This is a genomic window from Serratia sp. CC22-02 (assembly GCF_900182895.1).
Classification (GTDB): domain Bacteria; phylum Pseudomonadota; class Gammaproteobacteria; order Enterobacterales; family Enterobacteriaceae; genus Serratia; species Serratia nevei.
On the sequence record NZ_FXUD01000001.1, the window covers coordinates 1,385,436 to 1,409,957 of the forward strand.

Genomic DNA, 24,522 nt, shown 5'->3' on the forward strand with positions numbered 1-24,522 from the left:
GGGTGATTAGCTCAGTTGGTAGAGCATCTCCTTTACACGGAGGGGGTCGGCGGTTCGAGCCCGTCATCACCCACCACTTCTGCGGGTCGTTAGCTCAGTTGGTAGAGCAGTTGACTTTTAATCAATTGGTCGCAGGTTCGAATCCTGCACGACCCACCAATTCAGAGAAAAGCGCCTTTTGGCGCTTTTTTCGTTTCTGCGCCACCCACCTCTGACTTCATCTTCACGCAGGCATAGTTTACCGAGTCGTGCAGGATGAAGAACCGTAGAGGTTCGAGCATCGCGCAGCGATACGACAACGCGCAGCGTTGCCCGCAGGGTGAGGCCACAGGCCGAATCAATCCTGCACGCCCCCACATTCAGGAAAAAGCGCCTTTTGGCGCTTTTTTCGTTTCTGTCGCACTCACTTCCCCTTCTTCTTATTCTCTCTATTCACCACACGCTAAGATACGAATGGTTATCATTTTGGCGGCTTGAATGGTAAATTAGCGGGCATCCACCACGCAGCCAATCCGCCGCCGGATTGATACGCCTTAGTTCAAGGAAAGAAAGAGCCCGCTCATGACCCTATCCTTACGCCAGCTGTTCATTGCATTTATCGCCACTTCCAGCCTGCTGCTCAGCGGCTGCGGCCCGGACGACAAGAGCGACGGGCAGAAACCGTCCGCCCCCGCTGCCGACAGCAGTTGGCCGCGCACCATCGACAGCGCCAAAGGGAAGTTCACGCTGGAAAAACCGCCGCAGCGCATCGTGTCCACCAGCGTCACCATCACCGGCACGCTGCTGGCTATCGACGCCCCGGTGGTCGCCAGCGGCGCCACCAGCCCGAACCCTCTGGTGGCCGATAAACAAGGCTTCTTTACCCAGTGGAGCGAGGTAGCCAAACAGCGCCACGTCGAACGATTGTATCAGGTGGAGCCCAATGCCGAAGCCGTCGCCGCCGCCGCGCCGGATTTGATCGTCGTCGCCGCAACCGGCGGGGATTCGGCGTTGAAACTGTATGATCAGCTGTCCGCCATTGCGCCGACGCTGGTGCTCGATTATGGCGACAAAAGCTGGCAACAGCTGGCCAGCGAGCTCGGCGAGATCACCGGCCATGAAGCCGGCGCCAAACAGGCGGAAGATCGTTTCGAACAGCGCGTGGAGCAAGTGAAGCAGGCGATCGCGCTGCCGCCGCAGCCGACCACCCCGCTGGTGTATGCCGACAACGGCCGCGAGGCCATGCTGTGGACGCCGGGGTCAGCCCAGGGCAAACTGCTGACCCAGCTCGGCTTCCAACTGGCCACCCCACCGGAAAGCGCCAAAGGCAATGCCAGCATGGGTAAACGCCATGACATCATCCAGATCTCCGGCGAAAAAATGGCCGAGGGCCTGAACGGCAAGACGCTGATCCTGTTCGCCACCAACGAGCGTAAAGTGCAAGAGGTGCTGACCAACCCGTTCCTCAAACATCTGGAGCCGGTGGAACAGCGGCACGTCTACGCCGTCGGCAACGACACTTTCCGTCTCGATTACTACAGCGCCACCAACATGCTGAACCAAATCGAACGGCTGTTCAAAAAGCCCTGAACCACGCCGTCGGCAGGCCAACCTCCTGCCGACGTTTGCCATAAACAGGGCAACCGTTCACATTCAATCAATTGAAATATCAATAGTTATTAACATCGTCAACGCACCTGCGCCACCAACCGGCGGGTGCATGCGGGCGTAAACTCGTGCTACTATTAGCGCCCGCATGAACGCAAATAACAATGAGAATAAAAATCATACAGGAGTTACCGGTGTGAACGTACCCACTCCGACTGAGCGGACGCTTTCGTCCGCACCGCACGCAGCTTACGCCAGTGGCTTCAAACGCATCGCCGGGTTCGGTATCGGCTTGGCGCTGTTGCTGCTGTGCATCATTGCCAGCCTGATGCTGGGTTCCAAAGCCATCCCCTTCCATACCGTCTGGCTCAGCCTGCAGGGCGCCGCGAGCGGTTCCGACAGCACCATCATTCTCAACGCCCGGGTACCCCGCACGCTGGCGGGCATCTTGGCCGGCATGGCGCTCGGCGCCGCCGGCGCGCTGATTCAGGCGTTGACGCGCAATCCGCTGGCCGATCCCGGCGTGCTCGGCATCAACGCCGGCGCCAGCTTCGCCGTGGTCATCGGCATCATGTTTTTCGGCGCGGCCACCACCGAAAGCTATATGGCCTACGCCTTCGTCGGCGCCGCCCTCACCACCCTGCTGGTCTACCTGATCGGCACGTTGGCGGGCGGGCGCATCAACCCGGTGCGGCTGACGCTGGCCGGCGTGGCGATCGGCGCGGTGTTGCTCGGCATCACCACCGGGCTGTCGCTGATCGATCCGCAAACCTTCGACCAACTGCGCTTCTGGCAGGCCGGCACGCTGGATATCCGCACGCTGTCCACGCTGCCGGTTACCGCCCCCGCCATTTTGCTCGGCTGCCTGCTGACGCTGCTCATCGCCCGGCCGCTGAATACCATCGGCATGGGGGAAGACCTGGCTATCGCGCTCGGCGCGCGCGTGGTGCTGACTCAGGTCGTCGCGGTGATCGCCATCACGCTGCTGTGCGGTGCGGCGACCGCCACCGTCGGCCCAATCAGTTTCATCGGCCTGATGGTGCCGCATATCGCCCGCTGGTGGGTCGGCCCCGACCAGCGCTGGATCCTGCCCTACTCCATGCTGCTGGCGCCGATTTTACTGCTGTGCGCCGACGTGGTCGGCCGTTTGCTGGCGGCCGGTGAGCTGCGGGTTTCCATCGTGGCGGCCTTCATCGGCGCGCCGGTGCTGATCTGGCTGGTGCGCCGCAAGAAAACGCTGGGGGGTCTGTGATGAGTCTGCCCCACACGTTGCATATCGGCCGCCCAGACGGCGTCATCAACTGGCGCATGCCGCTGCGCCTGCTGTTGGTCAATCTTTCGCTGCTGGCGTTGTGTCTGGCAATGGCCGTTGCCGCGCTGTGCTACGGCACGCTGCAGCTTTCGCTGGAACAGGTCTTTGCCGCGCTCAGCGGCGAGGCGCCGAAAAATCTGGTCACCGTGGTTACCCAATGGCGCTTGCCGCGTATCGCCATGGCGCTGCTGTTAGGCGGCGCACTCGGCATGAGCGGCGCCATCTTCCAGTCGATTATCCGCAACCCGCTCGGCAGCCCGGACGTGATTGGCTTTAACATGGGGGCTTACACCGGCGCGCTGATCGCCATCACCCTGTTCAACGGCGGCTATTACTACATCGCCGGCGGTGCGCTGGCCGGCGGCATTCTCTCCGCGCTGGCCATCTACCTGCTGGCCTGGCGCCAGGGCATCGCCGGCTTCCGGCTGATCATCGTCGGCATCGCCATCAGCGCGGTGCTGGTCTCCACCAATACCTGGCTGATCATCACCGCCTCGCTGGAGCGCGCCATGGACGCCGCCATGTGGCAGGCCGGTTCACTCAACGGCATGACCTGGCAGAAAGCCCAGCCCGCTACGGCGTTCATCGTGTTGGCGGCCGCGGCCGCGCTGCTGATGGGCAAACGGCTGCAGCTGCTGGAAATGGGCGACGACACGGCGCGCGCACTGGGCGTGAACGCCGAAGGCAGCCGGCTGTGGCTGATGCTGTTCGGCGTCACCCTCACCGCCGCCGTCACCGCCACCGCCGGGCCGATTTCCTTTATCGCGCTGGCGGCGCCGCAGATCGCCCGCCGCCTGGCCGGACAATCCTCGGTCACCCTGACGTCCTCGGCGCTGATGGGCGCGACGCTGCTGCTCGGCGCCGACGTGGTGTCCCAACATCTTTTTGCGCCGATCCAACTGCCGGTCGGGGTCGTGACCGTCTGCATCGGCGGCCTGTACCTGATTTGGCTGCTCATCCGTGAGGCCCGCAGATAATGAAAAGTGATAACGCCATGAGCCACCGCCTGCACGCCTCGCACCTGAAGCTGGGCTACGACAATAAAATCATCGCTGACGATCTGAGCGTGGCGATCCCCGACGGTGCCTTCACGGTGATCGTCGGGCCGAACGCCTGCGGCAAATCGACGCTGCTGCGCGCCCTGTGCCGTCTGCTGAAACCCAGCGCCGGCGAGGTGATGCTGGACGGCAAAAACATCAGCAGCTTCGCCACCAAGGCGCTGGCGCGCGAGCTTGGGCTGCTGCCGCAAACTTCGATCGCACCGGACAGCATTACCGTGGCGGACCTGGTATCGCGCGGCCGCTATCCGCACCAGAGCCTGCTGAAACAGTGGACGCAGGCCGACAAACAGGCGGTGGAAGCCGCCATGGCGGCCACCAACGTCAGCCAGTTGGCGGACCGCAGCGTCGACGAGCTGTCCGGCGGGCAGCGCCAGCGCGTTTGGGTGGCGATGGCGTTGGCGCAGCAAACACCGCTGCTGCTGCTGGATGAACCGACCACCTATCTGGACATCGCGCACCAAATCGAGCTGCTGGATCTGTTCCGTCAGCTCAACCGCGAGCACGGCCAAACCCTCATCGCGGTGCTGCACGATCTCAACCACGCCTGCCGCTATGCCGATCACATCATCGCCATGCGCGACGGCAAGATCGTGGCGGAGGGGAACCCGGCGGAAATCATCACCGCCGAGCTGGTGGAACGGGTGTTCGGCATGCCGTGCATGATCATCGACGATCCGCTGTCCCACACCCCGCTGGTGATCCCGCGCGGCCGCTACCACTGCGACGCGCCGCAGGCATGAAAAAGGCCGGGTTACCCCGGCCTTTTCGTTACTTCTCCAGCGACACCTGCTTGAAGATGTGTTTGCCGAACGGGTCTATCTCGTAGCCTTTCACTTCCTTGCGCACCGGTTCGAAGATGGTCGAGTGCGCGATCATCAGCGCCGGCATCTGATCGTGCATCATCACCTGCGCCTGCTGGTACATCGCCACCCGCTTGGCGTGATCGTTCTCCTCGCGCGCCTGCAGGATCAGCTGGTCGAACGGTTTGTAGCACCATTTCGCCGAGTTGGAGCCGCCGAGCGAAGCGCAGGTGAACAGCGGGCCGAAGAAGTTGTCCGGATCGCCGTTGGCGGTGGTCCAGCCCATCAGCGCCGTCTGGTGCTCGCCGTTTTTAATCCGCTGCAAATATTCGCCCCATTCGAAGGTGACGATTTTGGCGCGCACGCCGATCTTGGCCCAGTCGGCCTGGATCATCTCCGCCATGCGCTTGGCGTTGGGGTTATAGGGCCGCTGCACCGGCATCGCCCACAGATCGATGTCAAACCCCTGCCCCAGCCCGGCTTCCTGCAACAGCTGCTTCGCCCGCTCCGGCGAATACGGGTAGTCTTCAAGCTGCGCGTTGCTGCCCCACTGGGTCGGCGGCAGCAGGTTCTTGGCCGGCTGGCCGGCGCCGTGGAACACCGCCTCGATGATCGCCGGCTTGTTGACCGCCAGCGCCAACGCCTGGCGTACCTTGACGTTATCCAACGGTTTTTTCTGGGTATTAAACGCCAGGAAGCCGATATTCAAGCCAGATTTTTCCATCACCTGAAGGTTGCCGTCCTGCCGCATGCGCGCCAGATCCGCCGGGTTGGGGAACGGCATCACCTGGCACTCGTTCTTTTGCAGCTTGGCGTAACGCACCGTCGCATCCGGCGTGATCGAAAACACCAGCCGGTCGATCTTCGGTTTGCCTTCCCAGTAACGATCGAACGCCTTGTAGAGGATTTTCGCGTCCTTCTGGTACTGCACCAGCTGGAACGGCCCGGTGCCAATCGGATCGTTGTCCACCCGCTGCGGCGTACCGGCCTTCAGCATCGCGTCGGCATATTCCGCCGAAAAAATAGTGGCGAAGTACATGCCCAGATCGGCGACGAACGGCGCCTCGGCGCGGGAGAGCTCAAAGCGCACGGTGTGATCGTCCACCTTGACGATCCGGTCGATCAGCGTGCCGAACTCCATCGACTCGAAGTTGGTGTAGCCGCCGTTGGAGACCTTGTGATACGGGTTGTTGGCGTCCTTTTGTCGCATAAACGAGAAGATGACGTCATCGGCGTTGAAATCGCGGGTAGGCGTGAAATATTTATTGCTCTGGAATGCCACGCCCTTGCGCAGGTGGAAGGTATAGCGCTTGCCGTCCTCGCTCACTTCCCAGCTTTCCGCCAGGCTGGGTTGCAGCTCGACGGTACCGGGTTTGAAGTCCACCAGCCGGTTGTAGATCGCCGCCGAACTGGCGTCCACCGTGGTGCCGGAGGTGAACAGCTGCGGGTTGAAGCCTTCCGGCGAGCCTTCGGAACAGTAGACCAGCGTATTGGCCCGCGCGCCGCCGGCAATCGCCAACGCCAGCAGCCCGATCGTTATTGCTTTTCTTTTCATTGCGCTATCCCCAGTGGTGAAAAAACAGCCCAACGGATAGCAATAAATCATGCAGTTAGCGAAGTAAAGGACAAATTCCGCGCATAAAAACGGGCAGGCGCGCAAGCGGCCTGCCCCGGTGAAACCGCCCGATGATGATGAAATTAAATCATCTGGCTGAAGTTCATCTGCGCCATCAGCTTATAGTTGTCGGCGTAGTCGACCGGAATGGCCACCACCACCGGCCCCTGGATCGCCATCGCCTTGCGCAGCATCGGCCGCAGATCGTCCACCGACTGCACGGCGAAACCGACCGCGCCGCAGGATTCCGCGTAGGCCTTGAAGTCAATCGGCCCGAACTCCACGCCGGATTTGCGCTGGTATTTGTTCACTTCCTGCATCTCCACCATGTTGTAGGCGTTATCGACCCAGATGACGTGCACGATGTTGTTTTTCAGCCGCACCGCGGTCTCCAGCTCCATACTCGACTGCATGAACCCGCCGTCGCCGGAGATAGACACCACTTTATCGCCGGGGCGAACCAGCGCCGCGCCGATGGCCCACGGCAGCGCCACCCCCATGGTTTGCTGGCCGTTGGAGATCAACAGCTGGCGGGCGCGGAAGCTGTACAGGTAGCGGGCGATCCAGATATGGAAACTGCCCATGTCCACACACAGGGTTACGTCGTCGCTGACGATGTCCTGCAGCTCCTTGACGATGCGCAGCGGGTGGATCGGCATGCCGCCGCGGCGGGCGGCGCGCTCCGCCAGTTCAGTACGTTGGCGGCCGAGATCGGTGAGGATCAGCTCCACCTCCGGCGGCACGCAGACCGCCTCAGTGAACGTTTCGGTCATCATGTTCAGCGTGGCGCTGATGTTGCCCACCAGCTCAACGTCCGGCCGATAGCAGGTATCAATATCCGCCGGCAGCACGTCGATGTGCACCAGTTTCAGCCGCCCGTGGCTGTTCCACATGCAGGGATCGTATTCGATCGGATCATAACCGACGCTCACCACCAGATCGGCCTTCTGCAACAGCTGATCGGCCGGCTGGTTGTTGAACAGGCCGACGCGGCCGGCGAAACGGGCGAAGTGGTTGACGTCGATCACCCCCGCCGCCTGATAGGTGCCGACCACCGGCATATGGGTGCGGTACAGCAGATGGCGCACCGCCTCGCTGTTCTCCGGCCGGCTGGCCTGCAGGCCGAGCAGCAATACCGGGCATTTGGCCTGGCGGATCAGTTTCACCGCCGCCTGAATGTCGTCCGCCGCGGCGGCCCCCATGCGCGGCAAGCGGCAGCCGGCCAGCACCGGCGCGCTGACCGGTTCATTGACGATATCCATCGGCAGGCTGACGAACGATGCCCCCGGCCGGCCGAACTCGGCGCGGCGAAAGGCGTTGGCGATCACTTCGGAAATCGCCGAACCGGCATGCACTTCGGCGCAATACTTGGTCACCGGCCGGAACATGCTGACGGTATCCATACTCTGGTGCGTCTGCTTCAGGCTGTCGGCGCGCTTCACCGCCCCGCCGAAGGCCACCACCGCGTCCCCTTCCGAAGTGGCGGTGGCCAGCCCGGTGATCAGGTTGGAGCTGCCCGGCCCGGAGGTGACCAGCGCCACCCCGGCCTTACCGGTCAAGCGGCCGACCGCCGCCGCCATAAAGGCCGCGTTGGCCTCATGCCGCACCACCACCGTTTCAATCGATGGCGCGTCCTCCAGCGAGTCGAACACCCGGTCGATCTTGGCGCCCGGAATGCCGAAAACGTGTTTGACGCCCTGCGCTTCCAGGTTTTTCACCACCAAATCGGCGCCACATTGCCAGTCATTGCCTGTTTTTTCCTGTGCCATGGTTCCACCTCCTAAGAAAACGATCGCCGGGGTTAGCCCTCGGCGGAACGAATCGCGCGATCCAAATTCTCTGGGCAGAGGTTGGCGCGCAAGAAATCCGCATCATGCGGTAACTGAAGATTGAGACGCGTGATGACGCCGAACTGCAGACGGCCATGATCGAGCTGGTAGTCCAGCACGTGGCCGCCGCCGCTGCGGTCGTCGGTAACGAAGTGTTCGTGATAGCCGGCCACGCCGATGCCCTGCATGTAATCCGGCGAACGGAAGCCGACCAGCGTGCCGCGCCGCTGATGGAACGAGAAGGTCGGCTGCTCTTCTATCGCCTCCAGCATCGGGCGGTAGGGCCGCTCCTGGCGCGGCACGGTACGGGTTTCCACGTGGCTGAACTCGCCGTCGACCCGCACCGCGCAAAACAGGTTCGGCGAGGCGACCTGCTCGTCGATGCACTGGTGCAGCTGCGCCTTGGTGATTGGCCGGTCGAATTGCTGGCTGACGCTGGGCTGGAAAAAGGTGACGACGGCGAAGGGGGTTTTCTGCTGCAGGCCGGCCGGCCGGGCGCTGCCGTCGGCGCGCAGCTGGTGTATTTCCTGATCGAAGGCGATCAGTTCGCCGTCCAGGTGATTGAAGGTGCCAAGGCCGAAATCGCCGTGCTTGAGCAGCTCGGCAATGGTGGTCTCCCCCTCGTAAACCCCGTCGATGAGCGCGCTCATCAGCGAGATTTGATAGATTTCGCCCTCCCCGGCGTTGATCGACTGCCTGGCAAAACCCTGCGCCAAATGGCGCGCACAGGAACACCCGTGTTTTTCGTTCATGACTGACTCCTCCACCAGCGCGGGATCGCGGTTCCGCGCGTTCAAAAGGCCCACCGACGGTAAGCCAAGATGTCCCCCAAGGCGCGTTCATCAGTTGGAACGATTCAGCCTAAGGCGACAAAAAAACCGGCACGGCTGGCCGGCCGATAACCAGGTATCAGATCAGAATGAGATAAAGTAAAGGCTTACTAATCATTGAGACTGAACCGGTTATCAAATTGAACGGTTAATCTGGTGTTGGAGCGACAATCAACTCCGCAGGCGGCTCGCGCAGCCTGGGAAAAACATCTGCTATTTAGTGCTAAGCGCCGCGAGGTTTATACGTTTTCTCTCTATACGGCCGGGATGGGACGGCCTTGAAGCCCGTCGTCAACCCGCAGCCAGAGTAGCCGCCGCGCCGTCGGCAGAGAAGCGGGTATTCATAAGAAACGCTTTTGCATATAATGCAAAAATGAATGACGCCCGCTATGTAGAACATCTGCCAATTTTTCTCGACGTGGCCCGCCTGGGCAGCTTTTCCGCCGCCGCGCGCCGGCTGGGCATGGTGCCCTCCTCGCTGGTGCGCCACATCGATGCCCTGGAAAGCGCGCTCGGCGCCGCGCTGTTCGTGCGCTCCACCCGTGGCCTGCTGCTAACCGACGCCGGCGAGCTGCTGCTGACGCGCGCCACCGCGCTGATGACGGACATTACCGGCCTTCGCGCTGAGCTGAGCGCGCTGAACGAAACGCCGCAGGGCACGCTGCGCATCAGCTGCCTGCCGACCTTCGGCAAAACCTATGTGCTGCCGCTGCTGCCGACGCTGGCGGAACGCTACCCGCAGCTGTCGGTCGACCTCGATCTGACCGAACGTCAGACCGATCCGACGCAGGAACGGCTCGACGCCGCCATCCGCATCGGCGAACAGAAGGACAGCGCGCTGTATGCCAGCCGCATCGCCACCCAACGCTGGGTGATGTGCGCCAGCCCCGCCTACGTCGCCCGCTATGGCCTGCCGGCCGATCTGGAGGCGCTGCCGCAGCATCGGCTGATCGCCCGCTACCACAAGCAGCAGCCGGCCTGCTGGGCGCAGATCCTCGACGCGGCGCTGATGAGCCGCTGCACCATGGCGCTGCGCTGCGACGACTTCACCGCGCAGCGCCAGGCCGCGCTGCTCGGGCTCGGCATCGCCTTCCTGCCCAACTGGGTGGTGGGGCCGGACGTGCAGCACGGGCAGCTGGTGCAAATGCTGGAAGATCCGCGCCATGAGCAGCAAGGCATCTATCTGCTGCGCCCGATGGCGAAGGTGTCCGCCCGGCTGGCGGCCTTCACCGCCCTGCTGCAGCAAACCATCGGTCAACCGCCCAGCTGGGGGTAAAGCGGCGTCACCCGGCCGTGCAAAGCCGGGTTGTCGCTCTCGTCCTTCAGCTCGATGCCGCTCAGCCGCCGCAGGAACGCCTGCTCCAGCAGCCAGGCCAGGCGGAACGCCGCCTGCGGATAATCCAACCCCTCGGGCCGCACGTTGGAGATACAGTTGCGCTCGGCGTCCGTTCTGCGCGCGTTCGGCCCCCAGGTCAAATAGACGCCCAGGCTGTCCGGCGACGACAGCCCCGGCCGTTCGCCGATCAGAACCGCCACCGCCCGGGCCTGCAGGCATTCGCCGATCTCATCCCCCAGCGCCACCCGCGCCTGATGCGCCAGCACCACCGGCGCGACGGTCAGCCCCAGCGAATCGAGATAGGGCCGCAGCGCCTGCAGCAGCGGCAGCGCCTGGCGGTGCACCGCCTTGGAGGAGAGGCCGTCCGCCACTATCAGCAGCAGATCGACGCGGCGCGATGGCGAACCGAGCAACAGGCTGCGGCTGTCCGACGCCAACCGCCGCCCCAGATCCGGTCGGCGCAGATAGGCGGCGCGATCGGCGGCCTGGCTGTGCACCGCCAGCGTGGGCCAACCGGCATCGTGCAGATCCGCCGCCAGCCGTTCGCTGTCGAAAGGTTGATGCACCGCGTCGCGCGCCTGGGCATGGGCCAGCCCGAAGCGCAGCAGCTCATCGGTCGGCAGGCTGGCGCCGGTGCGCCCCAGCGCGATGCGCGCATCGGTAAAGGCGCGCAGCGCGTCCCAGCTGTTGGCGTGAACCGGTTTGCTCATGTGCGTTCTCCCTGCAGCGCCAGCAACAGCGGATGATTGGCGGCGGCGTCGCGCAGCCGTCCGCGTTCGTCGGTAATGTTCATCGCCGCCAGCCAGGCGGCGAACTCCGGCGCGTGCTTCAGCCCCAGCAGTTCGCGGATATAGAGCGCGTCATGGAACGATGTGCTTTGGTAGTTGAGCATGATGTCGTCCGCGCCCGGCACGCCGATCAGGAACGTTAACCCGGCGGCGGCCAACAGCGTCAGCAGCGTGTCCATGTCGTCCTGATCGGCTTCGGCATGGTTGGTGTAGCAGACGTCGCAGCCCAGCGGCAGGCCGAGCAGCTTGCCGCAGAAGTGGTCCTCCAGCCCGGCGCGGATAATTTGCTTGCCGTCATACAGGTATTCGGGGCCGATAAACCCTACCACGGTGTTGATCAGCAGCGGCGAGAAATGGCGCGCCACCGCATAGGCGCGCGCCTCGCAAGTTTGCTGATCGACGCCGTGATGGGCGTTGGCCGACAGGCAGCTGCCCTGCCCGGTTTCGAAATACATCACGTTGTCGCCCAGTGTGCCGCGCCTGAGGCTCAGCGCCGCCTGCTGCGCTTCCGCCAGCAGCGCCAAACTGATGCCGAAGCCGCGATTGGCCGCTTCGGTACCGGCGATCGACTGAAACACCAGATCCACCGGCGCGCCGCGCTCTATCAGCCGCAGCGTGTTGGTCACGTGGGTCAGCACGCAGGATTGGGTGGGAATGGCGAAGCGCTGGATCACGTCGTCCAGCATGTAGTTGAGCTTTTCCAGCAGCGGCAGGCTGTCGCTGGCCGGATTGATGCCGACCACCGCATCGCCGCTGCCGTACAACAGGCCGTCCAGCATGCTGGCGGCGATGCCCTGCAGGCTGTCGGTCGGGTGATTGGGCTGCAGCCGCACGCTGAGGTGGCCCGGCAGGCCGATCGTATTGCGAAAGCGCGTCACCACCCGGCACTTCTTTGCCACCAGGATCAGATCCTGATTGCGCATGAGCTTGCTCACCGCCGCCGCCATCTCCGGCGTGATACCGGCCGCCACCTGCGCCAGCATGGCGCTGTCCGCCTGCTCGCTCAGCAACCAATCGCGAAAATCACCGACCGTGAGGTGCGAGATGGGCTCAAAGGCGGCGGCATCGTGGCCGTCGATAATCAGGCGCGTCACCTCGTCCTCTTCGTACGGCACCAGCGCCTGCTGCAGGAACGCCTTGAGCGGCAAGTCCGCCAGCGCAATGCGCGCCGCCATACGCTCTTCGGCGCTTTGCGCCGCCACCTCCGCCAGATAATCGCCGGAACGCGCCGGCGAAGCCTTCGCCATCAGCTGACGCAGATCGCCAAAGCGATAGCCGCGTTGGCCCACCGTTGCCTGATACATAGCCCCCTCCCTTGCCCCGAGTGACGAGATAACAGCCCTGCACCAAGTGTAGTCAGTGGGAAAAGAAAATTATTTTGCACGCGATCGCCGCCGTCGCGCTTTCCCCCATTTCACCCGCCGCCGCTTCGGGTTACAGTAGCCGCGAAAAAAGGAGGGGTGATGGATCCGCAACGGCAAATTACCGACTGGCTGCAACAAGATGACGCTCGCATGGCCGCCCTGCGCACCGTGCGCCGGCTCGGCCTGAATGACTGGTGCCTGGGCGCCGGCTTCGTACGCAATCTGGTGTGGGATCGGCGCCACGGCTACGTGGACGCCACGCCGCTCAACGATATCGACGTGATCCACTTCGATGCGGAGCGTGCGGACGCCGAGCGCGATCGCATGCTGGAGACGCGCCTGCACCAATGGCTGCCGCGGCCTTGGTCGGTCAAGAATCAGGCGCGCATGCACCTGCGCGGCGGCCGGGCGCCTTACCGCGACAGCGAAGAGGCCATCAGCTTTTGGACCGAAGTGGAAACGGCGATCGGCGCGCGCCTGAACGCCGACGACAGCATCACGCTGGTGGCCCCCTTCGGGCTCGCGGCGCTGTTCGACGACACCATCACCTTCAACGTGAAAAACGGCGATCGCGCGGCCTATGCCCAGCGCGTGCTCGACAAAGGCTGGCTGCAGCGCTGGCCGCACCTGCGGCAGGTAAAGATTTAATCGCCGCTGCCGATACCCTGAACAGCGATAGCCAGACTCAGGGAGAGCACCCATGTCGACCACCATCACCATGATCGTACCGATCAAAAATACCGTTCCCGGCGTCAGCCACGTCTTCAGCGCGCCGGGCCATCAGGGCGAATTGCTGATGGCCAAACCGGTCAACAACCAGCCGGAAGGCGGCAAGGCGAAGAAAAGCGAAGGCGCCAGCGGCAATGACGAACCGGAAAATCTCAACGAAAGCCGCGCCTCGGCACGCATCAAGGCGCTGAACCGGCAGATTCAGGCTCTGCAGCAAAAGCTGGTGGAGCTGAAGGACTCCAGCGCCGATCCCAAAGAGATCGAGAAGCAAAAACAGCTGATTGAAGCACAGATCAAGATGTTGCAGGCCGAGATCGCGCGCATCCAGAAAGAAGAAATGGAAAAGCAGCAACAGGAGCAAATGGAAAAAGCCGCGGCGCAATCCGGCGACGGCGTAAACCGCCCGACGCCGCTCAACGCGGTGGACGTCTATATCTGAATCAATATTCGGCGTTTTCCTGCCGGCGCTGGTGCAGCAGCGCCGCCTGCTGACGCGCCACCTGCCAGATGGCCTCCGCCGCTGGCGTCAGCGAGCGGTTCTTGCGCCGCACCAGCATCAACGCGCGATTGATCTCCGGCACCAGCCGCCGTACCCGGAGCCGCCCCCCTTCCGGCAGCGGCAGCGCCAACGCCGGGAAGATACTGATGCCAATCCCTTCCGCCACCATCGGGAACAGCGTAGCCGGATGACCGATTTCCTGCACCACCTGCGCCTCGACGCCCTGCTGCCTCAGCGCGCTGTCGATCAACGGCCGGCTGCCCGACGCGTAATCCTGCAACACCAGGCGGCAGCCGTTTAACGCCGACCAACGCACCTCTTGACGCGCAGCAAACGGGTGATCGTCGCGGCACAGCAGCAGGAACGGTTCATGCAGCACCGCTTCGCACTCCAAATCCACCGCCTGCACCGGATCGACCACGATGCCGAAATCCACCTCGGCATTGCGCACGCTGTGCAGCACCTGCTGCTGCGCCTGATCGCGCAGCATGATGCGGATCTCCGGGTATTGGCGCTCGCCGGCGGCGATGCACTGCGGCATCAGATGGGCGGAAATGGTCTGGCTGGTCGCCACCCGCACCGTGCCGCTGCGCTGTACGCCAAAGCTGCGCGCATCCAGCAACGCGGCCTGCAGTTCGTCCAGCAGCCGTTCGACCCGGTTGGCCAGCCGCAGGCCGGCGTCGGTCAACACCACTTCACGCGTGGTGCGATCCAGCAGGCGCACGCCGACCTCCGCCTCCAACTCTTTCACGCTGTGGCTGACCGCCGATTGCGTCAGGCCGATCGCCTCACCGGCGCGGCTGAAGCTGCCGTGGCGGGCGACAGCGACGAACACCCGCAGCTGTTTGAGTGAGTAATTCATGTGTTTTATTCATAGATGAATTAAATAAATCAATTTAATTATTATATACCCACGCGGGAGAATAGCCCCATCGATTTTCTACCCGAGCGCATCGCCATGAGATTCCTACCCGATCGTTTTACCCTGACGCTGATCGCCACCGTGCTGCTGGCTTCTTTCCTGCCGGCGCGCGGCGAGTTCGTCGGCTGGCTCAACGCCCTGACCATCGCCGCCATCGCCCTGCTGTTCTTCATGCACGGCGCCAAGCTGTCGCGCGAGGCCATCCTGGCCGGCAGCAATAACTGGCGGCTGCATCTGTGGGTGATGTTCAGCACCTTCATCATTTTTCCGGCGCTGGGGATGCTGTTCGCCTGGTGGGCGCCGATCGACGTCAGCCCCGAGCTGTACGCCGGTTTCATCTACCTGTGCATCCTGCCCGCCACCGTGCAGTCGGCCATCGCCTTCACCTCGCTGGCGGGCGGTAACGTGGCGGCGGCGGTGTGCAGCGCCTCCGCCTCCAGCCTGCTGGGGATCTTCGTATCGCCGCTGTTGGTCGGCCTGCTGATGAACGTGCACGGCGATACCGGCAGCCTGCGGCAGGTGGGCTCGATCGTGCTGCAGCTGCTGGTGCCGTTCGTCGCCGGCCACCTGCTGCGGCCGCTGATCGGCGGCTGGATCGAGCGCCATCGCCCGCTGATCGGCAAAACCGACCAGACCTCGATTCTGCTGGTGGTGTACGCCGCCTTCAGCGAGGCGGTCACGCACGGCATCTGGCATCAGGTGGGGATCGGTTCGCTGGCGTTTATCGTCGGCGGCAGCATCGTGCTGCTGGCGATCGTGCTGGTGGTGAACACCTACATGGCGCGCTGGCTCGGGTTCAGCAAGGCGGACGAGATCACCATCGTGTTCTGCGGTTCGAAGAAAAGCCTGGCGAACGGCATTCCGATGGCCAATATCCTGTTCCCGGCGGCGACGGTGGGGATCATGGTGCTGCCGCTGATGGTGTTCCATCAGGTGCAGCTGATGACCTGTGCGGTGCTGGCGAAAAGGTATCAGCGCAAGCAGCGGGCGCAACAGGCGGTGCCCAACGCCAACGCGCAGGCATCGCGCGGGTAAAAAAGACGGGCCGAGGCCCGTCAGTTCAGCTTTTCTTCAGCGGCTTGACCAGGTGGTCAAGCCCTTCGATTTTAATCGCCAGCGTCATCTCCATCAGCATGCCGAGCTTGCCTTTGGGGAATTCGCCCTTGCGGGCGAACCACAGCAGGTACTCTTCGGGCAGGTCGATCAGCACCCGCCCCTGGTACTTGCCGAACGGCATCACGGTATTGGCGATCTCCAGCAGGTTTTCCTTTTCCATCAGTCACCCAGCAGGCGGATCATTTCCGCTTCGTCGATCACGGCGATACCCAGCTCCTGCGCCTTCGCCAGCTTGGAGCCGGCCGCTTCGCCGGCGATCACCAAATCGGTTTTCTTCGACACGCTGCCGCTGACCTTGGCGCCCAGCGCCGTCAGGCGATCTTTGGCCTCGTCGCGCGACAGCTGGCTCAGCGAGCCGGTCAGTACCACGGTTTTGCCGGCGAACGGGCTGTCTATCTCTTCGGCGACCACCACCACCGGCGCCGGCCAGTGGATGCCGATCTCGGCGCCCACCAGCTCGTCGATCACCTGCTGATTGAGCGCTTCATCGAGGAAATTGCGGGTGTGTTTGGCCACCACTTCGCCGACGTCCGGCACCTCTTTCAGCGCCTCGATATCGGCGGCGAACAGCTTCTCGAGCGATCCGAAATGCGCCGCCAGGTTGGCGGCGGTCGCCTCGCCGACCTCGCGAATGCCCAGCGCATACAGGAAGCGAGCGAAGGTGGTCTGTTTGGATTTCTCCAGCGCATTGACCAGGTTCTGCGCCGATTTCGGCCCCATGCGATCCAGGCCGGTCAGAATGCCGGCGGACAGACGGAACAGATCGGCCGGGTTCTTCACGTACTCTTTGTCCACCAGCTGCTCGATGATCTTGTCGCCCATGCCTTCAACGTCCAGCGCGCGGCGGGAAACGAAGTGCTTCAACGCCTCTTTGCGCTGCGCGCCGCAGATAAGACCGCCGGTGCAGCGCGCTACCGCCTCGCCTTCCACGCGCTCAACGTCGGAGCCGCACACCGGGCAGTGCAGCGGGAACACCACTTCGCGCGCATCCTGTGGCCGACGATCTTCCAGCACCCCCACCACCTGCGGGATGACGTCGCCGGCGCGGCGCACGATCACCGTATCGCCGATGCGCAGCCCCAGACGCTCAATTTCATCGGCGTTGTGCAAGGTGGCGTTGCTGACGGTCACCCCGGCTACCAGCACCGGCTCAAGGCGCGCCACCGGCGTAATCGCGCCGGTGCGGCCAACCTGAAACTCCACTTCGCGCACCACGGTGATCTGCTCCTGCGCCGGGAATTTGAACGCCGTCGCCCAGCGCGGCGCACGCGCCACGAAGCCCAGCGTTTCCTGCAGATCGATATCGTCAATCTTGATCACCACGCCGTCGATGTCGAAACCGAGCTGCGCGCGGTCCTGCTCGACCTGGCGATAAAACGCCAGCACTTCCTCGCTGCCGGTGCGGCGTTGGGCGCGATCGCTGACCGGCAGGCCCCAGGCCTTGAACTGCATCAGGCGCTCAAAATGGCTGCGCGGCAGCTCGCCGCCTTCCAGCAGGCCGACGCCGTAGCAGAAGAAGGTCAGCGGGCGTTTGGCAGTAATGCGCGGATCGAGCTGGCGCAGCGAACCGGCGGCGGCGTTGCGCGGGTTGGCGAACACCTTGCCGTCTTTGCGCCTCGCCTCTTCGTTCATCTGTTCAAAACCGGCCTGCGGCATGAACACTTCGCCGCGCACTTCCAGCCGGCGCGGAATGTTGTCGCCGGTCAGGCGCAGCGGGATGGCGCGGATGGTGCGCACGTTAGTGGTGATGTTCTCGCCGGTGGTGCCGTCGCCGCGCGTCGCCGCGCGCACCAGCTCACCGTCTTCGTACAGCAGGCTGACCGCCAGGCCGTCCAGCTTCAGCTCGCAGCAGAAGGTCAGCGGATCGCTGCTTTTGAGCCTATCCTGCACGCGCTTGTAAAACGCCAGGAAGCTTTCTTCGTCGAACACGTTGTCCAGCGACAGCATCGGCACTTCGTGACGCACCTGGTCGAACGCCGCCAGCGGCGCGGCGCCCACGCGCTGGGTCGGTGAATCGGCGGTGACCAACTCAGGATGCGCGCTCTCCAGTTCGCGCAGTTCGCGCATCAGGCGGTCATATTCCGCATCCGGCACTTCCGGCGCATCCAGCACATGATACTGGTATTCATGATGGCGCAGTGTGGCTCGTAGTTGATTGATTTGTTGGATTATCGATTCCATGGCTCACCATCAAAGATAAAAAACCCCCGGCTAGCGGGGGCTTTGTTGTTACGGATGTTCAGTGCGCGCGGCAACCCGGTCAGGCGTTGTTTTCCAACACTTCACGGATGCGCGCTTTGTAGGTTTCCAGCTTCTGCGGCGTCATCATGCGGCGCTCGTCGTCCAGCACCACGCCGCCCACGTCGTCGGCGATGCGCTGTGCCGACTGCAGCATCAGCTTGAAGTTCTGATTGGCGTCGCCGTAAGACGGCACCATCATGAACATCGACACGCCCGGCGTGGAGAAATCGGACATCATGTCAGGATCGAACGACCCCGGCTTGACCATGTTCGCCAGGCTGAACAGCACCGGGCCGCTGCCGGCCGGGCTGATATGGCGGTGGAAGATGCCCATCTCGCCAAACTGGAAGCCCGCCTGCAACACGCTCTGCAGCAGCACTTCGCCGCCGATTACGCCGCCCTGATGGGCCGCGACGTGCAGCACCAGCACGGTCTCTTTCAGCTTGGCCTGAATGGGCGCAGCCGCCGGCTGTTGTGGCTGTGGCGCAGGCTCCTGCGCCGGCTTCACTTCCGGCGCCTGCTGCACAGGGGCCGGCTCGGCGTGGAATGCCGGTTCCGCCCCCTGCGGCGCCTCATGTTCATGCGGCAGATCGTCGACGCGCGGCTCACGGCGCGCGGCCGGTTGCGGTTGCTGCGGCTCGGCCTGTTCTTCGTCCGGCGCGTAGTTGTTCAGCAGGATGTCATCATACTCCGGCCGCTGAGACAGCGGAGGCGGCGTCTGATGGGCAGCCGGCTGAACGGCGCGGGGCGCAGGCGCAGCCGCCGGAGCGGGCTTCGGCGCGGCCACGGGTTCTTCGCGTGCGGCATCGAAATGGCCGAATGACGGCTCGTCTTGCGGGTGAGCGGCGCGTACGCGCACCTCACCGACGCCTTCTTCGAGATCGTCGATCGGAGTTTGTTCACGTTCCTTTTGGGAACGTTTGGCTGGGCGATCGCGGAAGAGCGCTGACCGTTCTTTGCGACTGGTCCACAGACCGTGCAATAACAGCGCTATTATGGCGATCGCGCCAACAACGATTAATATCAGACGCAAATCCTGCATCATTGCTATCTCTGTTGTTCCAATACATTGCCACCGCGGCAAACATTCACTCTTTAACTCTATTTGCCCGCGCACACAAGTGCAAGTCCGTGCTGAACTTTATGCCAATAAAGATGATTACACTGCCTTTTTCTGCTGGTTTTTCAGCCAACCCTACCCTAGCCAGTGGAAAATCATCCCTATATGATAATGATGCCTGTTCAGACAACGAGATAACTTAAGATATGTCCTATACGCAGCCCCCTGCCCGCTCAACCAGCGGCATTCACTATTTCGCCGAAGGCTGGCGCCTGATTTCGCGCCCGGGGATTAAACGCTATGTGGTCCTACCGTTGCTGGTCAACGTGCTGCTGATGGGCTCCGCTTTCTGGTGGCTGTTCAGCCGGCTCGGCGACTGGATCCCGGCGATGATGAGCCACGTTCCCGACTGGCTGCAATGGTTGAGCTACCTGCTGTGGCCGCTGGCGGTCATTTCGGTGCTGCTGGTGTTCAGCTATCTGTTCAGCACCATCACCAATCTGATTGCGGCGCCGTTCTGCGGCCTGCTGGCCGAACAGCTCGAAGGCAGCCTGACCGGCAAACCGCTGCCGGACACCGGCCTGCTCGGCATCGCCAAAGATCTGCCGCGCATCATGGCGCGCGAATGGCGCAAGCTGATGTATTACCTGCCGCGCGCGCTGCTGCTGCTGGCGCTGTACTTCGTGCCCGGCATCGGCCAGACGGTGGCGCCGGTACTATGGTTCCTGTTCAGCGCCTGGATGCTGGCGATCCAGTATTGCGACTATCCGTTTGACAACCACAAGGTGAGCTTTGCCGACATGCGCCGCGCCTTGCGCCAGCACAAAACCGACAACCTGCAGTTCGGCGCGCTGGTCAGCCTGTTCACCATGATCCCGATCCTCAACCTGGTGATCCTGCCGGTCGCCGTCTGCGGCGCCACCGCGATGTGGGTCGATCGCTACCGCTCGCAATTCGTCCGATAACCGCCGCTTTTTACCGCCGATAGCGCGGGAATTTTCGACAGGGCGCGCATTTCGCGCCCTTATCATTGTGCTTAAAACTTATTTCCTAATAACATATAGATATACCAATTCTTTACTTCCCTGCCGGTACTGTTAGCGTATGCTTTCGATGTTCCCCACATTTTCATAGAGTTAAAGGACGGGCTATGAGCAAGATATATGAAGACAACTCATTAACAATCGGCCATACGCCGCTGGTTCGTCTGAACCGTATCGGCAACGGACGCATTCTGGCCAAGGTTGAATCACGCAACCCGAGCTTCAGCGTCAAATGCCGCATCGGTGCCAATATGATTTGGGATGCGGAACAACGTGGTGTGCTGACCGCCGGTAAAGAGCTGGTGGAGCCGACCAGCGGCAACACCGGCATCGCGCTGGCCTTCGTGGCCGCCGCGCGCGGTTACAAGCTGACGCTGACCATGCCGGAAACCATGAGCATCGAGCGCCGCAAGCTGCTCAAGGCGCTCGGCGCCAATCTGGTGCTGACCGAAGGGGCGAAAGGCATGAAAGGCGCTATCGCCAAGGCCGAAGAGATCGTCGCCACCGATCCGAACCGTTACCTGATCCTGCAACAGTTCAGCAACCCGGCCAACCCGGCCATCCATGAAAAAACCACCGGCCCGGAAATCTGGGAAGACACCGACGGTGAAGTCGACGTGTTCATCTCCGGCGTCGGCACCGGCGGCACGCTGACCGGCGTCAGCCGCTACATCAAGAACACTAAAGGCAAGGCCATCACTACCGTGGCGGTCGAGCCGACCGACTCGCCGGTCATCAGCCAGGCGCTGGCCGGTGAAGAGCTGAAACCGGGCCCGCACAAGATCCAGGGCATCGGCGCCGGCTTCATTCCAGGCAACCTCGATCTGGACCTGGTGGATCGCGTCGAGAAGGTCTCCAACGACGAAGCCATCAGCATGGCGCGTCGCCTGATGGACGAAGAAGGCATCCTGGCGGGCATCTCCTCCGGCGCAGCGGTCGTGGCGGCGGTGAAACTGGCCGAAGAACCGGCGTTCGCCGACAAGACCATCGTGGTGATCCTGCCCTCTTCCGGCGAACGTTATCTGAGCACCGCGCTGTTTGCCGATCTGTTCACCGAGCAGGAATTGCAGCAGTAATTCCACCACTGCACAAATCGCTAAAAAAGCACCCTGCGGGGTGCTTTTTTGTGGACTGGATCAAACTTTATAGCAGTCCAAGATTGCTTTTGCCCGTCGGCTTTAGTATTTAACGGTGCATTATTTCGATGCGCAAAATTAATCACCCCCCGAGCCCGGTCAAGGCTGAATCGATTTACTCATCTGTCGCCGACGCGTCGAATCGGGCATAATGGGGAGCGGATTGGAACGACGTCTAAAGCCGAGTTTTTTGATCTGAAGTGCCTAACGCGTCGTTTTCTGTTGCATCAACGTTCGCCCCTGTCCATAGTCAGGCGCTATAACCAGACAAGCTAAAGTCAGGCCCCTGGGCTAAACTTTAGCTCCACAACATTAATCCAATAAGTTGGGGAAACATCAATGTTCCAGCAAGAAGTTACTATTACCGCTCCGAATGGTCTGCATACTCGCCCTGCCGCTCAGTTCGTTAAAGAAGCCAAAGGCTTCACGTCTGACATCACCGTGACCTCCAACGGCAAAAGCGCCAGCGCTAAAAGCCTGTTCAAACTGCAAACTCTGGGGCTGACTCAAGGGACCGTAGTGACCATCTCCGCTGAAGGTGAAGACGAGCAGAAAGCCGTTGAGCACTTGGTAAAACTGATGGCAGAGCTTGAGTAATCGGCCCGTCTTTTTAGTTAACACCAGTCAAGAGTAAGGTAGGGTTATGATTTCAGGCATTTTAGTATCACCGGGCATCGCTTTTGGTAAGGCTCTCTTGCTGAAAGAAGACGACATTGTCATCAACCGGAAAAAAATCTCTGCTGATCAAGTAGAGCAGGAAGTCTCGCGTTTTCTGGCCGGCCGCGCGAAAGCGTCCGAACAGCTGGAAGCGATCAAGACCAAAGCTGGCGAAACCTTCGGCGAAGAGAAGGAAGCTATCTTCGAAGGCCACATCATGTTGCTGGAAGACGAAGAGCTTGAGCAGGAAATCATAGCCCTAATCAAAGACGATCTGGCCTCCGCAGACGCCGCCGCCTACACCGTGATCGAAGGTCAGGCGAAAGCGCTGGAAGAGCTGGACGACGAATACCTCAAAGAGCGCGCCGCCGACGTGCGCGACATCGGTAAGCGCCTGCTGCAGAACATTCTGGGCATGCCGATCGTCGATCTGGGCTCCATTCAGGACGAAGTGATCCTGGTGGCCACCGATCTGACCCCGTCAGAGACCGCGCAGCTGAACCTGGACAAAGTGCTGGGCTTCATTACCGATCTCGGCGGCCGGACTTCCCACACCTCTATCATGGCGCGCTCCCTGGAGCTGCCGGCGATCGTCGGTACCAGCGACGTGACCAAGCAGGTGAAAAACGACGACTACCTGATTCTGGATGCGGTTAACAACAAAATTTACGTTAACCCGACCGCTGACGTTATCGATCAGCTGAAAGCCGCCCAGAACCAATACATCACCGAGAAAAACGATCTGGCCAAGCTGAAGGACCTTCCGGCGATTACGCTGGACGGCCATCAGGTTGAAGTCTGCGCCAACATCGGCACCGTGCGCGACGTCGCGGGTGCAGAGCGCAACGGCGCGGAAGGCGTCGGCCTGTATCGTACCGAGTTCCTGTTCATGGACCGCGACTCGCTGCCGACCGAAGACGAGCAGTTCCAGGCTTATAAAGCCGTGGCGGAAGCCATGGGCTCGCAGGCCGTGATCGTCCGTACCATGGACATCGGCGGCGACAAAGACCTGCCGTACATGAACCTGCCGAAGGAAGAGAACCCGTTCCTCGGCTGGCGCGCCATCCGCATCGCGATGGACCGCCGTGAAATCCTGCACGCCCAGCTGCGCGCTATCCTGCGCGCCTCGGCGTTCGGCAAACTGCGCATCATGTTCCCGATGATCATCTCCGTGGAAGAAGTGCGCGATCTGAAAGGCGAAATCGAGACGCTGAAAGCGCAGCTGCGCGAAGAAGGCAAGGCGTTTGACGAGAGCATCGAAGTGGGCGTGATGGTGGAAACACCGGCTGCGGCGGTCATTGCTCACCACCTGGCGAAAGAAGTCGACTTCTTTAGTATTGGGACAAACGATCTAACCCAGTATACTCTGGCGGTAGATCGCGGCAACGAGCTGATTTCTCATCTCTATAACCCGATGTCCCCATCAGTGCTTAGCCTGATCAAACAGGTTATTGATGCATCTCACGCGGAAGGCAAGTGGACCGGCATGTGCGGCGAACTGGCTGGCGATGAGCGTGCTACACTGTTGTTATTGGGCATGGGGCTGGATGAGTTCAGCATGAGTGCGATTTCAATCCCGCGCATCAAGAAAATTATTCGTAACACGAATTTCGAAGATGTGAAGGCGTTGGCAGCGCAGGCCTTGGCACAGCCAACGGCACAAGACCTGATGAATTGCGTCAATAAATTCATCGAAGAAAAAACGCTCTGCTAAACTTCCACGACACTGGAACGCCGCCCAATTTAATGCTTAGGAGAAGATCATGGGTTTGTTCGATAAACTGAAATCTCTGGTTTCTGATGACAAGAAAGACACGGGCACTATCGAGATCGTCGCTCCCCTTTCTGGCGAAATCGTCAATATCGAAGATGTGCCGGACGTAGTGTTCGCTGAAAAAATCGTTGGCGACGGTATCGCCATCAAACCGGCCGGCAACAAAATGGTTGCTCCGGTTGACGGCACCATCGGTAAGATTTTCGAAACCAACCATGCATTCTCTATCGAATCCGACAGCGGCATTGAGCTGTTCGTCCACTTCGGCATCGATACCGTAGAACTGAAAGGCGAAGGCTTCAAACGCATCGCCGAAGAAGGCCAGCGCGTCAAGAAAGGTGACGTGGTTATCGAGTTCAACCTGCCTCTGCTGGAAGAGAAAGCCAAGTCTACCCTGACGCCGGTCGTTATCTCCAACATGGACGAGATCAAAGAGCTGATCAAACTGTCCGGCAGCGTGACCGTTGGCGAAACCCCGATCATCCGCATCAAGAAGTAATCGCGAATGAGCAAGAAAAACGGCGCCCTCGGCGTAATGCCGATCAGTTAAGGATCACTTGAACGATCCTGTCGCTGTGTAAGAATCCGTAATCTCTCTGAGATTACGGATTTTTTTATGTTGCTGAGTCAGGCTCTTGATACCGTTCTTAAATTCTCCCCCAAAGAATTCGCTGCGCTTTCCGACTTGCTCTCACCTGAGCTTATCGATGAATGCCTCGCTGATACCGGGATTGTGACGCTCCGAAAGCGCCGTCTTCCCATGGAAATGATGGTCTGGGCCGTGGTCGGTATGTCCCTGTTTCGCTCGCTTTCAATGAACCAG

The 24,522-nt window shown here is 61.6% G+C and carries 23 protein-coding genes, 2 tRNA genes and 1 other RNA gene; 17 read left to right on the forward strand and 9 right to left on the reverse strand.

Translation table 11 applies throughout. The annotated features are described in order from the left end of the window. From QOL81_RS06605 to QOL81_RS06635, 7 genes are all read left to right on the forward strand, one after another. A tRNA-Val gene (locus tag QOL81_RS06605) sits at positions 1–76 on the forward strand. Positions 77–83: 7 nt separating this feature from the next. Next, positions 84–159 (forward strand) — tRNA-Lys (locus tag QOL81_RS06610). 75 nt (positions 160–234) lie between these two features. Further along, positions 235–358, forward strand: a non-coding RNA gene (locus QOL81_RS06615) — RtT sRNA. A 203-nt stretch (positions 359–561) separates the two neighbouring features. Then, entirely contained in the window at positions 562–1,569 is a 1,008-nt protein-coding gene (fepB, locus tag QOL81_RS06620; RefSeq protein WP_060419877.1) for a Fe2+-enterobactin ABC transporter substrate-binding protein, read from the forward strand. A 214-nt stretch (positions 1,570–1,783) separates the two neighbouring features. Beyond that, the gene (gene fepD / locus QOL81_RS06625) at positions 1,784–2,839 is read left to right on the forward strand and encodes a Fe(3+)-siderophore ABC transporter permease (protein ID WP_060419872.1); all 1,056 of its coding nucleotides are present in this window, start codon (positions 1,784–1,786) and stop codon (positions 2,837–2,839) included. Beyond that, positions 2,839–3,876, forward strand: a complete 1,038-nt coding sequence (fepG, locus tag QOL81_RS06630; RefSeq protein WP_060419869.1) for an iron-enterobactin ABC transporter permease — start codon at positions 2,839–2,841, stop codon at positions 3,874–3,876. Before fepD ends, fepG begins: the two co-directional genes overlap by 1 nt. Before the next feature lie 17 nt (positions 3,877–3,893). Then, complete coding sequence (locus QOL81_RS06635) at positions 3,894–4,700, forward strand: ABC transporter ATP-binding protein (RefSeq protein ID WP_049272132.1); 807 nt, start codon at positions 3,894–3,896, stop codon at positions 4,698–4,700. Between the two features lie 28 nt (positions 4,701–4,728). Here QOL81_RS06635 and QOL81_RS06640 read toward each other — a convergent pair whose 3' ends face one another. The 3 genes from QOL81_RS06640 to budA all read right to left on the reverse strand — a co-directional run bounded on the left by QOL81_RS06640 (position 4,729) and on the right by budA (position 8,956). Beyond that, positions 4,729–6,315: an ABC transporter substrate-binding protein gene (locus tag QOL81_RS06640; protein WP_283439733.1), complete on the reverse strand. Its 1,587-nt coding sequence runs from the start codon at positions 6,313–6,315 to the stop codon at positions 4,729–4,731. A gap of 143 nt (positions 6,316–6,458) precedes the next feature. Then, a complete protein-coding gene (gene alsS, locus QOL81_RS06645; RefSeq protein ID WP_033635442.1) occupies positions 6,459–8,144 on the reverse strand; it encodes an acetolactate synthase AlsS in 1,686 nt (561 codons plus the stop codon). 32 nt (positions 8,145–8,176) lie between these two features. Beyond that, positions 8,177–8,956, reverse strand: coding sequence for an acetolactate decarboxylase (gene budA / locus QOL81_RS06650; RefSeq protein WP_283439734.1), 780 nt, complete (start codon positions 8,954–8,956; stop codon positions 8,177–8,179). Positions 8,957–9,407: 451 nt separating this feature from the next. On the opposite strand from budA, the gene QOL81_RS06655 reads away from it, so the two are divergent. Next, positions 9,408–10,310, forward strand: coding sequence for a LysR family transcriptional regulator (locus QOL81_RS06655; protein WP_194572108.1), 903 nt, complete (start codon positions 9,408–9,410; stop codon positions 10,308–10,310). Here QOL81_RS06655 and eutC read toward each other — a convergent pair. Together eutC and QOL81_RS06665 are read right to left on the reverse strand one after the other, a co-directional pair. After that, a complete protein-coding gene (eutC, locus tag QOL81_RS06660) occupies positions 10,289–11,080 on the reverse strand; it encodes an ethanolamine ammonia-lyase subunit EutC (protein WP_084827315.1) in 792 nt (263 codons plus the stop codon). The genes QOL81_RS06655 and eutC overlap by 22 nt on opposite strands. Then, positions 11,077–12,462, reverse strand: a complete 1,386-nt coding sequence (locus QOL81_RS06665) for an ethanolamine ammonia-lyase subunit EutB (RefSeq protein WP_060439277.1) — start codon at positions 12,460–12,462, stop codon at positions 11,077–11,079. Before QOL81_RS06665 ends, eutC begins: the two co-directional genes overlap by 4 nt. 159 nt (positions 12,463–12,621) lie before the next feature. Between QOL81_RS06665 and QOL81_RS06670 the strand changes: the two genes are divergently transcribed. Next, positions 12,622–13,170, forward strand: a complete 549-nt coding sequence (locus tag QOL81_RS06670; protein ID WP_197658673.1) for a nucleotidyltransferase family protein — start codon at positions 12,622–12,624, stop codon at positions 13,168–13,170. A gap of 52 nt (positions 13,171–13,222) precedes the next feature. Next, positions 13,223–13,690 (forward strand): FlxA-like family protein, encoded by a 468-nt coding sequence (locus QOL81_RS06675; RefSeq protein ID WP_060419851.1) that lies wholly within the window; start codon positions 13,223–13,225, stop codon positions 13,688–13,690. Between the two features lies 1 nt (position 13,691). On the opposite strand, the gene QOL81_RS06680 is transcribed toward QOL81_RS06675, so the two are convergent. Beyond that, the gene (locus QOL81_RS06680) at positions 13,692–14,612 is read right to left on the reverse strand and encodes a LysR family transcriptional regulator (protein WP_060419848.1); all 921 of its coding nucleotides are present in this window, start codon (positions 14,610–14,612) and stop codon (positions 13,692–13,694) included. Between the two features lie 96 nt (positions 14,613–14,708). Between QOL81_RS06680 and QOL81_RS06685 the strand changes: the two genes are divergently transcribed. After that, positions 14,709–15,707, forward strand: a complete 999-nt coding sequence (locus QOL81_RS06685; RefSeq protein ID WP_049198403.1) for a bile acid:sodium symporter family protein — start codon at positions 14,709–14,711, stop codon at positions 15,705–15,707. A gap of 25 nt (positions 15,708–15,732) precedes the next feature. On the opposite strand, the gene QOL81_RS06690 is transcribed toward QOL81_RS06685, so the two are convergent. The 3 genes from QOL81_RS06690 to zipA all read right to left on the reverse strand — a co-directional run bounded on the left by QOL81_RS06690 (position 15,733) and on the right by zipA (position 19,074). Then, complete coding sequence (locus QOL81_RS06690) at positions 15,733–15,948, reverse strand: DUF3820 family protein (protein ID WP_004936441.1); 216 nt, start codon at positions 15,946–15,948, stop codon at positions 15,733–15,735. Continuing rightward, positions 15,948–17,969: an NAD-dependent DNA ligase LigA gene (gene ligA / locus QOL81_RS06695; protein ID WP_197757799.1), complete on the reverse strand. Its 2,022-nt coding sequence runs from the start codon at positions 17,967–17,969 to the stop codon at positions 15,948–15,950. The genes QOL81_RS06690 and ligA overlap by 1 nt, the downstream gene beginning before the upstream one ends. Positions 17,970–18,048: 79 nt before the next feature. Further along, positions 18,049–19,074 carry a cell division protein ZipA gene (zipA, locus tag QOL81_RS06700; protein ID WP_049272108.1) on the reverse strand — a complete coding sequence of 342 codons (1,026 nt, stop codon included), beginning with the start codon at positions 19,072–19,074 and terminating at the stop codon, positions 18,049–18,051. A 221-nt stretch (positions 19,075–19,295) separates the two neighbouring features. On the opposite strand from zipA, the gene cysZ reads away from it, so the two are divergent. From cysZ to QOL81_RS06730, 6 genes are all read left to right on the forward strand, one after another. Next, positions 19,296–20,054, forward strand: a complete 759-nt coding sequence (gene cysZ, locus QOL81_RS06705) for a sulfate transporter CysZ (protein ID WP_049198406.1) — start codon at positions 19,296–19,298, stop codon at positions 20,052–20,054. Positions 20,055–20,239: 185 nt separating this feature from the next. Beyond that, positions 20,240–21,208: a cysteine synthase A gene (cysK, locus tag QOL81_RS06710; RefSeq protein WP_038881303.1), complete on the forward strand. Its 969-nt coding sequence runs from the start codon at positions 20,240–20,242 to the stop codon at positions 21,206–21,208. 399 nt (positions 21,209–21,607) lie between these two features. Next, positions 21,608–21,865 carry a phosphocarrier protein Hpr gene (ptsH, locus tag QOL81_RS06715; protein ID WP_004936458.1) on the forward strand — a complete coding sequence of 86 codons (258 nt, stop codon included), beginning with the start codon at positions 21,608–21,610 and terminating at the stop codon, positions 21,863–21,865. Positions 21,866–21,911: 46 nt separating this feature from the next. After that, entirely contained in the window at positions 21,912–23,639 is a 1,728-nt protein-coding gene (ptsI, locus tag QOL81_RS06720) for a phosphoenolpyruvate-protein phosphotransferase PtsI (RefSeq protein ID WP_025303782.1), read from the forward strand. 49 nt (positions 23,640–23,688) lie between these two features. Then, positions 23,689–24,198, forward strand: a complete 510-nt coding sequence (gene crr / locus QOL81_RS06725; RefSeq protein ID WP_004936467.1) for a PTS glucose transporter subunit IIA — start codon at positions 23,689–23,691, stop codon at positions 24,196–24,198. Between the two features lie 117 nt (positions 24,199–24,315). After that, positions 24,316–24,522: transposase domain-containing protein (locus QOL81_RS06730; RefSeq protein WP_283439735.1), on the forward strand; the 207-nt coding region annotated here is incomplete at its 3' end.

Excerpts from the sequence above, each read along its gene's own strand:
- fepB (WP_060419877.1), top strand. The coding sequence starts at position 562 with ATGACCCTATCCTTACGCCAGCTGTTCATTGCATTTATCGCCACTTCC.
- fepG (WP_060419869.1), top strand. The coding sequence starts at position 2,839 with ATGAGTCTGCCCCACACGTTGCATATCGGCCGCCCAGACGGCGTCATC.
- QOL81_RS06635 (WP_049272132.1), top strand. The coding sequence starts at position 3,894 with ATGAGCCACCGCCTGCACGCCTCGCACCTGAAGCTGGGCTACGACAAT.
- QOL81_RS06640 (WP_283439733.1), bottom strand. The coding sequence starts at position 6,315 with ATGAAAAGAAAAGCAATAACGATCGGGCTGCTGGCGTTGGCGATTGCC.
- alsS (WP_033635442.1), bottom strand. The coding sequence starts at position 8,144 with ATGGCACAGGAAAAAACAGGCAATGACTGGCAATGTGGCGCCGATTTG.
- budA (WP_283439734.1), bottom strand. The coding sequence starts at position 8,956 with ATGAACGAAAAACACGGGTGTTCCTGTGCGCGCCATTTGGCGCAGGGT.
- QOL81_RS06655 (WP_194572108.1), top strand. The coding sequence starts at position 9,408 with ATGAATGACGCCCGCTATGTAGAACATCTGCCAATTTTTCTCGACGTG.
- eutC (WP_084827315.1), bottom strand. The coding sequence starts at position 11,080 with ATGAGCAAACCGGTTCACGCCAACAGCTGGGACGCGCTGCGCGCCTTT.
- QOL81_RS06665 (WP_060439277.1), bottom strand. The coding sequence starts at position 12,462 with ATGTATCAGGCAACGGTGGGCCAACGCGGCTATCGCTTTGGCGATCTG.
- QOL81_RS06670 (WP_197658673.1), top strand. The coding sequence starts at position 12,622 with ATGGATCCGCAACGGCAAATTACCGACTGGCTGCAACAAGATGACGCT.
- QOL81_RS06675 (WP_060419851.1), top strand. The coding sequence starts at position 13,223 with ATGTCGACCACCATCACCATGATCGTACCGATCAAAAATACCGTTCCC.
- QOL81_RS06680 (WP_060419848.1), bottom strand. The coding sequence starts at position 14,612 with ATGAATTACTCACTCAAACAGCTGCGGGTGTTCGTCGCTGTCGCCCGC.
- QOL81_RS06685 (WP_049198403.1), top strand. The coding sequence starts at position 14,709 with ATGAGATTCCTACCCGATCGTTTTACCCTGACGCTGATCGCCACCGTG.
- QOL81_RS06690 (WP_004936441.1), bottom strand. The coding sequence starts at position 15,948 with ATGGAAAAGGAAAACCTGCTGGAGATCGCCAATACCGTGATGCCGTTC.
- ligA (WP_197757799.1), bottom strand. The coding sequence starts at position 17,969 with ATGGAATCGATAATCCAACAAATCAATCAACTACGAGCCACACTGCGC.
- zipA (WP_049272108.1), bottom strand. The coding sequence starts at position 19,074 with ATGATGCAGGATTTGCGTCTGATATTAATCGTTGTTGGCGCGATCGCC.
- cysZ (WP_049198406.1), top strand. The coding sequence starts at position 19,296 with ATGTCCTATACGCAGCCCCCTGCCCGCTCAACCAGCGGCATTCACTAT.
- cysK (WP_038881303.1), top strand. The coding sequence starts at position 20,240 with ATGAGCAAGATATATGAAGACAACTCATTAACAATCGGCCATACGCCG.
- ptsH (WP_004936458.1), top strand. The coding sequence starts at position 21,608 with ATGTTCCAGCAAGAAGTTACTATTACCGCTCCGAATGGTCTGCATACT.
- ptsI (WP_025303782.1), top strand. The coding sequence starts at position 21,912 with ATGATTTCAGGCATTTTAGTATCACCGGGCATCGCTTTTGGTAAGGCT.
- crr (WP_004936467.1), top strand. The coding sequence starts at position 23,689 with ATGGGTTTGTTCGATAAACTGAAATCTCTGGTTTCTGATGACAAGAAA.